The organism is Brucella oryzae (assembly GCF_041929965.1).
Lineage (GTDB): Bacteria > Pseudomonadota > Alphaproteobacteria > Rhizobiales > Rhizobiaceae > Brucella > Brucella oryzae.
In genome coordinates this window covers 103,222-116,213 of the sequence record NZ_JBHEEO010000009.1, presented here as the reverse complement: position 1 = coordinate 116,213, position 12,992 = coordinate 103,222, and the positions used below count along the sequence as shown (strand labels likewise).

Here is a 12,992-nt window from a genome sequence, read left to right as displayed (position 1 = left end):
TTGGTCACCTAGTTGCATCTGTCACCCTGACGGAAATAGTCCCCGGAAGACACGCCCCGGGGACAGTGGCTCAAGCAAAAACGGTATCGATCGCCTTTTTCGTAGCCGCAACAACCTTGTCTGCCTCCTCAAGCGTAAGGCAAAGTGGCGGCGCAAATCCCAGAATATCGCCTTCCGGCATGGCGCGTCCGATCACACCATTGGCCAGGAGCGCCGTTGAAATCTGCGCACCGATTTTCAGCGATGGGTCGAAGAACTTGCGGTCGTCTCGATCTTCCACGAATTCGATTGCCGCCATCAGCCCTTCACCACGAATTTCGCCGACATGTTTGTGATCGCCAAGGACATCCTGCAGCGCCTTGCGGAAATAAGCACCTGTGGAACCAGCATTCTCAACCAGCTTCAGTTCATCGATAAGCTGGAGATTGGCGACGCCTGCTGCTGCGCAGATCGGATGGGCGGAATAGGTCCAGCCGTGGCCGATTGGCCCCATCTTGTCCGATCCCTGAACCAGCACCTGCCACATACGGTCCGATACAATAGACCCGGAAAGCGGTGCATAGGCCGAAGTCAAGCCCTTGGCAATGGTAATCAGGTCCGGTTTCATACCATAGTGATCGGAACCGAACATGCTGCCAAGACGACCGAAACCTGTAACGACCTCATCGGCAACAAGCAGAATATCATAGCGATCAAGAACGGCCTGAATCTTCTGCCAATAGCCGGTCGGCGGCGGCACAATACCGCCTGTGCCCAGAACAGGCTCCCCAATGAAGGCTGCAATTGTATCCGGACCTTCTGCAAGGATCATTTCCTCAAGCTTGTCAGCGCAATGTTGCGAGAACTGCTCTTCACTCATCGAGCGATCCGCACGGCGGAAGTAATAGGGCGATTCCGTATGCAGGATTGGCGCGCGCGGCAGATCGAATGCGTTGTGGAAGGTTGCAAGCCCGGTCATGCTGCCCGTCATGATGCCCGAACCGTGATATCCGCGCCACCGTGAAATGATCTTCTTCTTTTCCGGGCGCCCCAGAATATTGTTGTAGTACCAGATCAGCTTAATGTTGGTTTCATTCGCGTCCGAACCCGAAAGACCAAAGTAAACGCGGCTCATATGTTCGGGCGCGCGGTCGATAATCATCTTGGCGAGCGTGATGGACACTTCCGTGCCATGACCGACATAGGCATGATAATAGGCAAGCTTGCGCGCCTGTTCGGCAATCGCATCCGCAATTTCCGTGCGGCCATAACCTACATTGACGCAATAAAGACCCGCAAAGGCATCAAGGCTCCTGCGACCGTTCACATCGGCGATATAGACCCCCTCACCGCCTTCCAGCACCCGCGTTGGCGTTTCACCACGCGCATGCATGCCCATATGGGTGGAGGGGTGAAAGAAATGATCCCGATCCCAGGCAGTAAGTTCATTGCTATTGTTCAACATAAGTATGTTCCTTTCCTGTGGCCATGCTTTCACGCGGCGGTATCGATGCAGAGATATTTGAGTTCGGTGAAGGCTTCGATGCCTTGATGGGAGCCCTCACGGCCAAGGCCCGAATGTTTCCAGCCGCCAAATGGGATCGGTGCGCCGGTGATCTTCGCGCGGTTGACGGCTACCATTCCATATTCAAGTGCACGTCCCATGCGGAGCTGCCGAGCGCCGTTTGCCGTTACGACATAGGCAACGAGGCCGTATTGTGTCGCATTGGCACGCACTATGGCTTCGTCTTCATCATCAAAAACCGTGACGGCAGCGATTGGTCCAAAAGTCTCTTCATGCATGATCGCCGCATCGTCCGGTACATCGACCAGCAATGTAGGCTCGAAGAGCAGAGTATTTTCTCCAAGCCGCTTGCCACCGACGAGCACCTTACTGCCCCGCTGCTCAGCGTCCCGCACATGATCGTCGACCTTGTCGACCGCGCGGCTATGCATCAGAGGCCCGATCTCGATATCGGGATCAAGCCCGTTACCGACCTTCAGCGCCGCAATGCGCACCGCAAACGCCTCGGTAAAGGCTTTCAAAATCCCGCGCTGGACAAAGATACGGTTTGCAGCAAGGCAGTCCTGACCGGAGGTCGCAAATTTTGCGGCCATGGCCACATCGACCGCCCGGTCGACATCGGCGTCATCAAAGACGATCAAAGGTGCATGCCCGCCGAGTTCCATGACTAGCCGTTTCATGGTGTTTGCGCATTTGGCGGCGATCAGCTTGCCGATCTCGGTTGAACCGGTGAAGCTCAGCGCCCGTACGCGCTCATCGCGGCACAATGCATCGACAATTGGCGCGGCCTTGCCCGTCACCACATTGAATATGCCCGCAGGCATTCCGGCACGCTCGGCCAGTTCAGCCAAGGCAAGCGCGGACAGCGGTGTTTCGGAAGACGGATGCACGACGACCGGGCAACCGGCGGCAATCGCCGCGGCTGCCTTGCGGGTAATCATGGCGTTCGGAAAATTCCACGGCGTAACAAGCGCAACGACGCCCAGCGCCTCGCGGCGCACGAGCATCTCGGCGTTAGGCAGATGGCTCGGTATGGTTTCGCCATTGAGCCGCTTGGCCTCTTCGGCAAACCATTCGATGAAGGCTGCGCCATAGTCGATCTCGCCGCGCGATTCCGCCAGCGGCTTACCCTGCTCCAGCGTCATCAGTAATGCGAGGTCTTCGCGGTTTGCCATAACCAGCTCGAACCAGCGGCGTAAAATTGCAGCTCTTTCCTGCGGCAACTGATTGCGCCAGGCCGGGAACGCCCTTGCCGCAGCATCGATCGCAAGCGTCGTTTCCGCTTCGCCAAGACTGGCCACGCGCGCAAGCCGCCCGCCGGTTGCAGGATCGAGAACGGCGAAGGTTTCAGCCTTTCCTCCTGCTACCCAGCGCCTGTCGACATAGCCAAGTTCGCGAAAAAGATGCTTGTCGCGAAGCCTGCCAAGCCCGTCATGTTGTATCGGATGATCCAGAACGGCATTCATTGTTCTTCTCCCAATTCAGGAAGAAGTTTGTCACAGGATGGCTCGGGATTCGGACCAAAGACATCTCAACGAACGGATGGATTGGACTAAATTGAAAAGCCAGACAGTCTGTTTGGGCTAATTAACGACATCCTTGAACAAGGCCAAGGGTGCATTCGCCTTCTCGTCCTTGACCAGTTTGGTCACGATATAAGTGAAATAGCGCTCGATGCCGATGTTCTGGTCCAGAAGACGGTCAATCAGGCGCTGATAACCGTCGATATCGCGCGCCACGATCATCAGGAAATAGTCCACACCGCCGCCAACTGACCAGCAGGACACTATTTCAGGAATAGCTGTGATGGCTCTCTCGAACCTGTCAAAATCGCTTTGGCGATGGTTGCCAAGCGTAATCTGCACAATGACATGCGCAATGGGGGCAATCTTTCGATAGGCAATGCGCGCGTGATAGCCGGTCACGATGCCCGCCTCTTCCAGTTTGCGCAGTCGCAGCCAGCAAGGCGTTGCAGAAAGCCCGACCTTTTCCGCCAGGGCAAGCTTGGTGATCCGCGCATTCTCCTGAACGGCTTCGAGAATACGCAAATCGACGGCGTCGAGCTTCAGGGCGGCTTTCATTTTGTTGATCCAGCATCTGCACACATTCCTGTTCTCATTGGCATGGCCCTGCTTCGCTGACAAGGCTCAAGCGTCGAAAAGTCGTTACAGATCAAAATTGTAATGATCCAATATAATCATTGACATGATCGGCATGGTCTTTCACACATAGGGACAAGAACAAAAATCAAGCATATGGGGAACGAAGATGCGGCCTTACGGTTTCGCACATGGTGCATTATTGCGCCTTTTGTCCGCTCATCCGTTGCCGCACTCGGCAAAACTCGACGCAGCTTTCCCCATTGCCATGACGCTATGAGAGGCGGCGCCGTGCCAAAAACGACTAATGAGACGATTGGTCTTGAGGAAATCGAAGCAGCGCGCGACAGGCTGAACGGTCTTGTCGTGCGAACGCCGCTCGTGCGTTCCGAATATCTCAGCGAACTTGTCGAGACACCAGTTTATCTGAAACTTGAAAATCGACAGACGACCGGCAGCTTCAAGCTGCGCGGCGCGACCAATGCCGTCCTTAGCCTGCCGCCGGAAGAGCGCAAGCGCGGAGTTGTGACCGCCTCAACCGGCAATCATGGCCGCGCCCTTGCTCACGCAGCGACCCAACAGGGATTGAGCGCTACGATCTGCCTGTCATCGCTGGTGCCGCGCAACAAGGTCGATGCGATCCGCGATCTCGGCGCAGACGTGCGTATCGTCGGGAAATCGCAGGATGACGCCATGGATGAGGTCACGCGACTGGCCGGCGAAGAAGGAATGAACGTCATTCCGCCATTCGACGATCCGCGCATTATTGCCGGACAGGGCACAATCGGTCTGGAAATCATCGATGACCAACCGGCCACGGAAACGGTCCTTATTCCTCTTTCGGGCGGGGGACTTGCTGCCGGTATCGCCGCAGCCGTCAAAGCCCGGCGCCCCACAATCCGCGTGATCGGCATTTCGATGTGTCGTGGAGCAGCCATGGATGCCAGTCTCAAAGCCGGCAAGCCGATCAATGTCGAGGAACTGGAAACACTGGCGGATTCACTGGGCGGCGGCATCGGGCTGGACAATCATTGGACTTTCGCCATGTGCCGCGCCTTGCTGGACGACGTGGTCCTGCTTGACGAAGAGGAGATTGCCGCCGGGATCAGACATGCAGCGACGCAGGAAGGCGAAATCATCGAAGGCGCGGCAGCGGTCGGCATTGCTGCCTTGTTGAGCGGCAAGGTCCAGCCAACGGGAGCAACCGCCATCATTATCTCGGGTCGCAATATCGATCCAGAACAGCATCGCGCAATCGTGGAAGATCGCTATCGGAGGGCAGGCTGATGGCCGAGATGAGAATTCTGACGGAAGCAGATCTGCGACAGATCATATCTCTCGACCTTGAAAGTGTGGCTTGCGTGGAAGGTGCTTTTCGGGCCCTCGCCAGCGGCGGCGTCAGCATGCCGCCCATTCTTCGACTGGATATCCCCGCCGAACGTGGCGAAGTTGACGTGAAGACGGCCTATATTCCGGGGCTTGACAGTTTCGCCATCAAGGTAAGTCCCGGCTTCTTCAACAATCCTTCCATCGGCCTTTCGTCCACCAATGGGCTGATGATCCAGTTTTCGGCTAAGACCGGGCTTATCGAAGCACTGTTGCTGGATAATGGCTATCTGACCGATGTGCGCACTGCGGCTGCCGGCGCTGTCGCCGCAAAATATCTGGCGCGGGAAGACGCCCATGTGGCCACCATCTTCGGCGCGGGGATGCAGGCAGCAATGCAGCTTGAAGCATTGACGCTCGTGCGTTCCATCCGCGAAGCAAGGATTTGGGCTCGAAACTTTGAAAATGCCGGGAACGCCGCCCGAACCCTGACCGAAAGGCTGGGAATAGCGGTCAAAGCGGTCGCAGATGCAAAAGAGGCCTGTGACGGATCTGACATCATCGTCACGACAACCCCGTCGGAAACCCCGCTCGTCAAGGCAGAATGGCTGGCGCCGGGGCAGCACCTCACTGCGATGGGCTCGGATGCCGAACACAAGAACGAGATCGATCCTGATCTGTTCCGGCGCCCAATCATCTATGTTGCCGACAGCCTGTCCCAGACGCGCAGGCTGGGTGAATTGCATCATGCAATTTCAGCGGGAATTATTGCAGCGGATACCGTCTTTCCAGAATTGGGTCAAATCGTTCTCGATGCCGCCGCATTCCAGCGGCAGGCAGACGACATAACCTTCTGCGACCTCACGGGCACAGGTGTTCAGGACACTGCGATAGCGCGCCTCGCAACGGAGCGTGCCAGCCTGCACGACGCAGGCGCGAAAATAGATTCAACCAAAACTGCAGGAGCCAGTCGATGAGTGTGGAACTCAACTTCACCCGCGCGGAATACGATCAGCGAATAGCCAAAACCCGTCGCGCCATGGAGAAGGCAGGCTTCGATATTATCATCGTCACTGACCCCTCCAATATGCATTGGCTCACCGGCTATGACGGTTGGTCCTTCTATGTTCATCAATGCGTTGTGCTTTCGATGGAAGATGAGCCGATCTGGTACGGTCGCGGTCAGGATGGCAACGGCGCGAAACGCACTGCATGGCTCAGCCACGACAATATTATCGGCTATCCCGATCATTATGTGCAGTCGCTGGAACGACACCCCATGGATCTGCTGGCATCAATGCTGGAAGAAAAGGGCTGGGCTAACAAAACCATCGCCGTCGAGTTCGACAATTACTGGTATACAGCTGCCGCGCATCATGCTTTGCAGAAACACCTGCCGAATGCCCGCTTCATGGATGCGCAAGGACTGGTCAACTGGCAGCGCGCCGTCAAAAGCCCGACGGAAATCGACTATATGCGCAAGGCCGGTCGCATCGTTGAAGCCATGCACCGGCGCATTGTCGACAAAATCGAGCCGGGCATGCGCAAATGCGATCTGGTTGCTGAAATCTACGATGCAGGCACGCGCGGCGTTGATGATTTCGGCGGCGATTATCCAGCCATTGTGCCGTTGCTGCCTTCCGGACCCGACGCATCAGCACCGCATCTGACCTGGAACGATCTGCCGATGAAGACCGGCGAAGGCACCTTCTTCGAAATTGCCGGTTGCTATAAACGCTACCATTGCCCGCTGTCGCGCACGGTATTTCTCGGCAAGCCGACGCAGGCATTTCTCGATGCCGAAAAGGCAACGCTTGAAGGCATGGAGGCGGGACTTGCCGCCGCCCGCCCCGGCAATACATGCGAAGACATCGCAAACGGCTTCTTCGCCGTGCTGAAGAAATACGGAATCATCAAGGACAACCGGACGGGTTATTCCATCGGCCTGTCCTATCCGCCCGATTGGGGCGAACGCACGATGAGCCTGCGCCCCGGCGACCGCACCGAATTGCAGCCCGGCATGACCTTTCATTTCATGACAGGTCTCTGGCTGGAAACCATGGGGCTGGAGATCACCGAAAGCATCGTGATCACCGAAACGGGCGTGGAATGCCTGTCGAATGTGCCGCGCAAGCTCGTGGTCAAGGATTAGGACGCCGCGATGATGCACACCTCGCCTCCCTCACGTCCCTCCCCGATCACGCCGACCGTCGATCTCGACCGCGACGGCGTGCAGCACGGGCATTTGCGGCTGCCATGGTCGAGGGACGATTCCGCCTGGGGATCGCTGATGCTGCCCATCTGCGTGATCCGCAACGGCGATGGTCCAACGGCCCTGCTGACCGGAGCCAATCACGGCGACGAATATGAAGGCCCGGTCGCTCTCTACGATCTCGCCGCCAATCTGAAGCCTGAAGAGATCAGCGGACGGGTCATCATCGTTCCTGCAATGAACTTTCCTGCCTTTCTGGCGGGAACGCGCACATCCCCCATTGACAAGGGCAACCTCAACCGCAGTTTTCCGGGGCGCCCGGATGGCACCGTCACAGAAAAGATTGCCGATTATTTCACCCGCTACCTTCTGCCCGCAGCCGATATCGTCATGGATTTTCATTCCGGTGGGCGAACGCTCGATTTCCTGCCTTATGCCGCCGCACACGCCTTGCCCGACACAGCACAGGAAGCTCGCTGTTTTGCGGCCGTCAAAGCCTTTTCGGCACCTTTCTCCATGCGGATGATCGAGATCGACGCTGTCGGCATGTACGATACGATAGCGGAAGAAGCGGGCAAGGTATTCGTCACGACCGAGCTTTCCGGCGGCGGCACGATTTCCGCCCGCACGGCCTCCATAGCCAAACGCGGCATCCGCAACCTTTTGCGTCATGCAGGCATTCTGCAAGGGGAAATGGAGCTATCCCCCACGACATGGCTTGATATGCCGTCGCAGGAATGTTTCGGCTTTGCCGATACGGAAGGCCTGCTCGAGCCTTTGGTCGATCTCGGTACGGAGTTACGCAAAGGCGACCTCATTGCGCGCGTTCATACCGTCGCCCGCACCGGCGTGGCTCCGCAGGAATACCGCGCAGCGCTCGACGGCGTTCTTGCGGCCCGGCATTTTCCCGGTCTCATCAAGATGGGCGACTGCCTGTCGGTCATTGCCACGATCAGTAAGGAGCCTGCCTCGAAGTAAACCGATCAATACCAGCCACCGACAAGCCGGGCAAAAACAACCGGCATTCATAAAGAGGAGTGAACACGATGCGCATGAAACTTCATACGATTTCCGCCCTGTTTTCGACAGCTGCGGTTCTCGCTCTCACGCTTCCGTCACAGGCCGTCACGGTCGACGATCTCAAGAGTGCGGGCTTCGTTCGCGGAGCGACAGCCAACGAAGTCCCCTATGGCTACATGGACGAAAGCGGCGCGGCCAAGGGCATCGGCCCTGATGTCGCGGCTGCAATCTTCAAGAAACTCGGCATCGAGGAAATCGACTGGACAGTTACTCCGTTCGGCTCGCTCATTCCCGGCCTGAAGGCGAAGCGGTTCGAATTCGTTGCCGCAGAGCAAAACGTCCTGCCCGATCGCTGCAGGCAGGTGCAGTTCACCGTTGCGAATTCGAGTTACGGTGAGGGCCTTCTGGTTCCCAAGGGAAACCCGAAGAACATTCATTCCTATGAAGACATCAAGAAGGACCCATCGCTGAAAGTCGCGATCGTTTCCGGCGCGGACCAGATCGATTTCCTGCATGGAATGGGCATTGATGAATCGCAGATCGTCATGATCCAGGGCAATGCCGACGCGCCATCAACGGTCCAGACCGGGCGCGCCGACGCCTATGCGGCGACCGAGCTGACGGTGGCCAAACTGGTCGATAATTCACCGGAACTGGAACAGGCGCACCCATTCACCGATCCGGTTGTCGACGGCAAATCCGCCAGAAGCTTCGGCGCTTTCAGCTTCCGCCCGGAAGACAAGGAATTCTATGAGGCCTTCAACAAGGAACTTATCGAATTCAAAAAGACCGATGACTACAAGAAAATCCTGATGAACTACGGGCTTAGCGAAGAAAGCGTAGAAGCTGCAAGAACCGTGGATACGGCCAGCCTCTGCAACGCAAAGTAAATCGATTTGCGGCCCGCCGAACCGGCCAGCGGCTCGGCGGGCATTGTCTCATCTCAACCGGGAGACGACCATATGCACTGGACGGAATATCTTCCCGCCCTTTTCAAGGGGGCGCAAATCACCGCCATTCTTGCCCTCAGTTCGATGGCCATCGGCACTATACTGGCATTTGCAGCCGGGATTGCCCGTTTCGCCGGCGGGCCGGTCCTATCCACGATTGCGGTGATCTATATCGAGATATTCCGCGGGACGTCTCTGCTCGTGCAACTGTTCTGGCTCTACTATGCCTTGCCGTTGATCGGCATTTCGTTCGATCCGATCACGACGGGCATCATGGGGCTTGGCCTCAACATCGGCGCCTATGGCGCGGAAGTGGTGCGCGGCGCCTTGCAGGCTGTTCCCGAAGCACAGCACGAAGCCGCACGCGCACTCAATTTCAGCAAGGGGCATACCCTGTTTCACGTCATCCTGCCGCAGGCGGTGGTCGAAATGATGCCGGCCTTCGGTAACCTTGCAATCCACAATCTCAAGGATACCGCGCTTGCCTCGCTGATTGCGATCAGCGACCTGACCTTCCAGGCTCAACGCTTGCGCAATCTGACCCTCGACAGCGTGACAATCTATTCGCTGACCCTGCTCGGCTATTTTGCGATGGCGCTCATGCTTGCCGCTGCCATTCGCTGGCTGGAGCGGCGCCTGAGACGCCAGACCATGGCTGGAGGTTTCGCATGATCTACGGCTATGCCTGGGACACCTCGTCCACACTTTCCTTCGCGATTTCCATTCTGCCAATTCTCGCAATCGGTCTGACCGTAACGTTGAAGGCTGCTGCCACCGGTTTCGCAATTGCGCTGGTGCTCGGTCTCGTTTTCGCACTGCTGCGCCGCAGCCCATATAAGATCATATCCTGGCCGACAGCCGTTGTGGTGGAGTTCCTGCGCGACACACCGCTGCTGGTGCAGTTGTTTTTCCTCTACTATGTGCTGCCGGTCTACGGCATTATTCTGCCTGCCTTCCTGACAGGCGCTCTGGCACTTGGCCTTCAATATTCAGCCTACACCTCGGAAGTTTATCGCGGCGGCATCGAAGCCATCCCGCGAGGCCAGTGGGAAGCGGCACGCGCTTTGAATCTTACACCGTGGCGTACCTATCGCGATATCGTCATTCCGCAAGCCATTCCCCGGATCATTCCGGCCATGGGTAATTACCTCGTTTCCATGCTGAAAGAGACGCCGGTTCTATCTGTCGTGAGCATTGTCGACATGCTGAACCTCGCCAATTTGATCGGCGACCGTACCTTCGAATATTTAGTGCCGCTGTCGATGGTCGGGCTGATCTTCCTTGTGCTGACTCTAATTTGTTCGGCGCTCATACGCCTGCTCGAACGCACACTTCCAAAAAACGGGATCGCTCTCAAATGACCCAGGAAATTATCCGCTTTCAGGACGTAACCAAGCGCTTCGGAGCACTGACAGTGCTGGATCGCTTCAACTTTTCGGTAAAAACCGGCGAGAAAGTGACACTCATCGGCCCTTCGGGATCAGGAAAGTCGACGGTGCTCCGTATTCTCATGACACTGGAACCGTTTCAGGAAGGCACACTTGAACTCGCCGATATGTCCTATCATGAGCCGAACGGCAAAGGACAATTTCAGGCGAGTGACGGCCATTTGCGCAAGATCCGATCGCATGTCGGCATGGTGTTCCAGAGCTTCAATCTGTTTCCGCATATGTCGGTGCTGCGTAATATCATCGAGGCCCCGGTTCATGTTCTGGGCATGAAGCGTAGCGAGGCGGAAGCTCGTGCGCTCGACTTATTGTCGCTTGTAGGGTTGACTGACAAGAAGGATCATTATCCTTCACAGCTTTCGGGAGGTCAGCAGCAACGTGTCGCTATCGCTCGCTCGCTTGCCATGCGCCCGCGCGTCCTGTTGTTCGATGAACCGACATCCGCACTTGACCCGCAGTTAGTAGGTGAAGTGCTTTCCGTCATTCGGGGGCTGGCGCAGGAACATGATCTGACCATGCTTCTTGTCACGCATGAAATGCGATTTGCCCGCGAAGTCTCTGACCGCGTTTGCTTTTTCGATAAAGGCCGCATTTGCGAGCAAGGCACGCCGGAGCAGATATTCCAGTCTCCAACGGAAGCACGGACCAAGGAGTTCTTGCAGTCGGTACTTTAGAGCGCATTTCGATCTGATTGAATCAGATCGGCTCCAACCTATTTTATTTTAAGCATAATCTTATCGATCCTCGTTTCACTCCGGTCGGATTATGCTCTAATCAATCGACTAGGCAATTGATCCTACATCATAGACAGGCGGCAGTTGGGCAAAAGTCTCACGGATCGTCTCAAGCGACGTCTGCAAAGCCAAACGCGAAAGCCGTCCGCCAAGACAGACCCGGATGCCCCCGCTTCCTCGATCTGCACCAGCCACAAAGGGATCGGACGGCGTGACCGCAACGCCTTTGCTGGCAAGCGCGCGCACCAACCCATCCTCAGACCAGTTGCGAGGAATTTTCAGCCAGGCGCATAGAGAAAGCGGATTGCTGCCTGCCACGAGTGGCCCCAGAATGTCGGTCACTTGTGCCTGACGGGATCGCAACTCGCTGCGCTGAATGTCAATAAGTTCCGCAGCCGTACCATCTTCGATCCAGCGACTGGCCATCTCAGCCATAAGGTTGACACCGCTCCAGCTCGTTACACGAAGAATGGATGTAACCCGAATGGAATAGTGTGTCGGAACAACAAGATAACCCGTACGCAATCCCGTCATGACCGTTTTGGTGAAGCTCGTTACAAAGAAGCCCAACTCCGGCAAAAGTTCCGGCATTGATGGCAGTTTATCTTCGAGAATAGGCTTGTAAACTTCATCCTCTATAACGCAGACATTATATCGTCGAGCGATTTCGGAAATAGCGATACGGCGTTCGGTTCTCATCAGATGGCTGGTTGGATTGCCGAGTGTAGGGATCATCACAAGTGCACGGACGTCACCAATCTTGCAGGCAGTTTCAAACGCATCCGGTAAAATGCCCTGTTCGTCGATCGGGAGCCCGCGCAGAGTGAACCCAAGCACATTGGCAAGACCGATAATGCCATGGTCGGTCAGGCTTTCCGTGAGCACCACCTCCCCTGGCTGGACGACAGCAGCGACAGCAAGAAACAATCCATGTGCAGCACCGTTTGTGATGATGATCCGCCCCGGATCAACGTCTACAGATAAGCTGCGCAGCCAATCTCGCGCGACAGCACGATGTCGATCCAGCCCCGCAATTGGACGACATGGACGCATGAAGCCTGCATTGTCCGATTGGCTCATTTCTTCCAGCAAGCGACGTGAGGCATTCTCATGTGCTTCTGTATAGACGGCCCGAATAATCGACAGATCCGCTGTCCCGCTCGGATCCCGGTCCAGCATGAACCGGTCCGCTCGCTCCGTCACACGGTTGCAGACATAGGTTCCCCGGCCAACCTCGCCGCGCAGATAACCACGCCGTTCCGCCTCTTTGTAGCTGATACTGACCGTCTGCACTGAAAGCCCAAGCTTGTGAGCCAGATCGCGATGAGTGGGCATGCGCGTGGCGGGCAAGAGAATGCCCTTCTCGATATCATCGACAATTCTATCCGTCAAAAGCCGGTGTTTGGTGGCTCCCTTGCGCATTTCCAATATGGGTTCCCACATACGTCCACCGACTCCATCATGACATATCACGAATTGTCTTATTATACTGAAAAATTGTCATGATAATCCAGTCAAAACAGCAAGTCCTGGGAAGCCTTTTCCAGTCCCGATGTGTCATGCCGCGATAGTCAAGAACCGCCCATCAGTGAACACTCGTTGGACGCGGTATATTCCATCAATATTCAGGCTACTTGGCCGGTGTCTTGCATAAAGCTGCAAACAGCGCCCAATCGACGATTCCATGACCAGCATCTTC

Annotated in this window: 12 protein-coding genes; 8 read left to right on the top strand and 4 right to left on the bottom strand. The window is 56.3% G+C overall.

The features are described 5' to 3' along the window. Window positions 1-70: 70 nt before the first annotated feature. The 3 genes from JNC70_RS11995 to JNC70_RS11985 form a co-directional block, all read right to left on the bottom strand. Complete coding sequence (locus JNC70_RS11995) at window positions 71-1,444, bottom strand: aspartate aminotransferase family protein (protein ID WP_104754477.1); 1,374 nt, start codon at window positions 1,442-1,444, stop codon at window positions 71-73. Between the two features lie 29 nt (window positions 1,445-1,473). Further along, complete coding sequence (locus JNC70_RS11990) at window positions 1,474-2,970, bottom strand: NAD-dependent succinate-semialdehyde dehydrogenase (protein ID WP_104754476.1); 1,497 nt, start codon at window positions 2,968-2,970, stop codon at window positions 1,474-1,476. A 117-nt stretch (window positions 2,971-3,087) separates the two neighbouring features. Then, window positions 3,088-3,573 (bottom strand): Lrp/AsnC family transcriptional regulator, encoded by a 486-nt coding sequence (locus JNC70_RS11985; RefSeq protein WP_208623430.1) that lies wholly within the window; start codon window positions 3,571-3,573, stop codon window positions 3,088-3,090. A 306-nt stretch (window positions 3,574-3,879) separates the two neighbouring features. Between JNC70_RS11985 and eutB the strand changes: the two genes are divergently transcribed. From eutB to ehuA, 8 genes are all read left to right on the top strand, one after another. Beyond that, window positions 3,880-4,890, top strand: a complete 1,011-nt coding sequence (gene eutB / locus JNC70_RS11980) for a hydroxyectoine utilization dehydratase EutB (RefSeq protein ID WP_167394022.1) — start codon at window positions 3,880-3,882, stop codon at window positions 4,888-4,890. Beyond that, window positions 4,890-5,906, top strand: coding sequence for a cyclodeaminase (locus tag JNC70_RS11975; RefSeq protein ID WP_104754473.1), 1,017 nt, complete (start codon window positions 4,890-4,892; stop codon window positions 5,904-5,906). Before eutB ends, JNC70_RS11975 begins: the two co-directional genes overlap by 1 nt. Beyond that, complete coding sequence (gene doeA / locus JNC70_RS11970; protein WP_104754472.1) at window positions 5,903-7,081, top strand: ectoine hydrolase DoeA; 1,179 nt, start codon at window positions 5,903-5,905, stop codon at window positions 7,079-7,081. Before JNC70_RS11975 ends, doeA begins: the two co-directional genes overlap by 4 nt. 9 nt (window positions 7,082-7,090) lie before the next feature. Further along, window positions 7,091-8,119, top strand: coding sequence for a N(2)-acetyl-L-2,4-diaminobutanoate deacetylase DoeB (gene doeB, locus JNC70_RS11965; RefSeq protein WP_104754471.1), 1,029 nt, complete (start codon window positions 7,091-7,093; stop codon window positions 8,117-8,119). A 68-nt stretch (window positions 8,120-8,187) separates the two neighbouring features. Beyond that, complete coding sequence (gene ehuB / locus JNC70_RS11960) at window positions 8,188-9,051, top strand: ectoine/hydroxyectoine ABC transporter substrate-binding protein EhuB (protein ID WP_104754470.1); 864 nt, start codon at window positions 8,188-8,190, stop codon at window positions 9,049-9,051. A 72-nt stretch (window positions 9,052-9,123) separates the two neighbouring features. After that, the gene (gene ehuC, locus JNC70_RS11955; protein ID WP_104754469.1) at window positions 9,124-9,783 is read left to right on the top strand and encodes an ectoine/hydroxyectoine ABC transporter permease subunit EhuC; all 660 of its coding nucleotides are present in this window, start codon (window positions 9,124-9,126) and stop codon (window positions 9,781-9,783) included. Then, on the top strand, window positions 9,780-10,472 hold the full coding sequence (ehuD, locus tag JNC70_RS11950; protein WP_104754468.1) for an ectoine/hydroxyectoine ABC transporter permease subunit EhuD: 693 nt from the start codon (window positions 9,780-9,782) through the stop codon (window positions 10,470-10,472). The genes ehuC and ehuD overlap by 4 nt, the downstream gene beginning before the upstream one ends. Beyond that, window positions 10,469-11,233, top strand: a complete 765-nt coding sequence (gene ehuA, locus JNC70_RS11945; protein ID WP_104754467.1) for an ectoine/hydroxyectoine ABC transporter ATP-binding protein EhuA — start codon at window positions 10,469-10,471, stop codon at window positions 11,231-11,233. The genes ehuD and ehuA overlap by 4 nt, the downstream gene beginning before the upstream one ends. A 108-nt stretch (window positions 11,234-11,341) precedes the next feature. Here the strand turns inward: ehuA and ehuR are convergent, their stop codons facing one another. Further along, window positions 11,342-12,736 carry a MocR-like ectoine utilization transcription factor EhuR gene (ehuR, locus tag JNC70_RS11940; protein ID WP_104754466.1) on the bottom strand — a complete coding sequence of 465 codons (1,395 nt, stop codon included), beginning with the start codon at window positions 12,734-12,736 and terminating at the stop codon, window positions 11,342-11,344. Between the last annotated feature and the right edge of the window lie 256 nt (window positions 12,737-12,992).

Bases quoted from the DNA above. Each gene is read 5' to 3' on its own strand.
- JNC70_RS11995 (WP_104754477.1), bottom strand. From the start codon at position 1,444: ATGTTGAACAATAGCAATGAACTTACTGCCTGGGATCGGGATCATTTC.
- JNC70_RS11990 (WP_104754476.1), bottom strand. From the start codon at position 2,970: ATGAATGCCGTTCTGGATCATCCGATACAACATGACGGGCTTGGCAGG.
- eutB (WP_167394022.1), top strand. From the start codon at position 3,880: ATGAGAGGCGGCGCCGTGCCAAAAACGACTAATGAGACGATTGGTCTT.
- JNC70_RS11975 (WP_104754473.1), top strand. From the start codon at position 4,890: ATGGCCGAGATGAGAATTCTGACGGAAGCAGATCTGCGACAGATCATA.
- doeA (WP_104754472.1), top strand. From the start codon at position 5,903: ATGAGTGTGGAACTCAACTTCACCCGCGCGGAATACGATCAGCGAATA.
- doeB (WP_104754471.1), top strand. From the start codon at position 7,091: ATGATGCACACCTCGCCTCCCTCACGTCCCTCCCCGATCACGCCGACC.
- ehuB (WP_104754470.1), top strand. From the start codon at position 8,188: ATGCGCATGAAACTTCATACGATTTCCGCCCTGTTTTCGACAGCTGCG.
- ehuC (WP_104754469.1), top strand. From the start codon at position 9,124: ATGCACTGGACGGAATATCTTCCCGCCCTTTTCAAGGGGGCGCAAATC.
- ehuD (WP_104754468.1), top strand. From the start codon at position 9,780: ATGATCTACGGCTATGCCTGGGACACCTCGTCCACACTTTCCTTCGCG.
- ehuA (WP_104754467.1), top strand. From the start codon at position 10,469: ATGACCCAGGAAATTATCCGCTTTCAGGACGTAACCAAGCGCTTCGGA.
- ehuR (WP_104754466.1), bottom strand. From the start codon at position 12,736: ATGTGGGAACCCATATTGGAAATGCGCAAGGGAGCCACCAAACACCGG.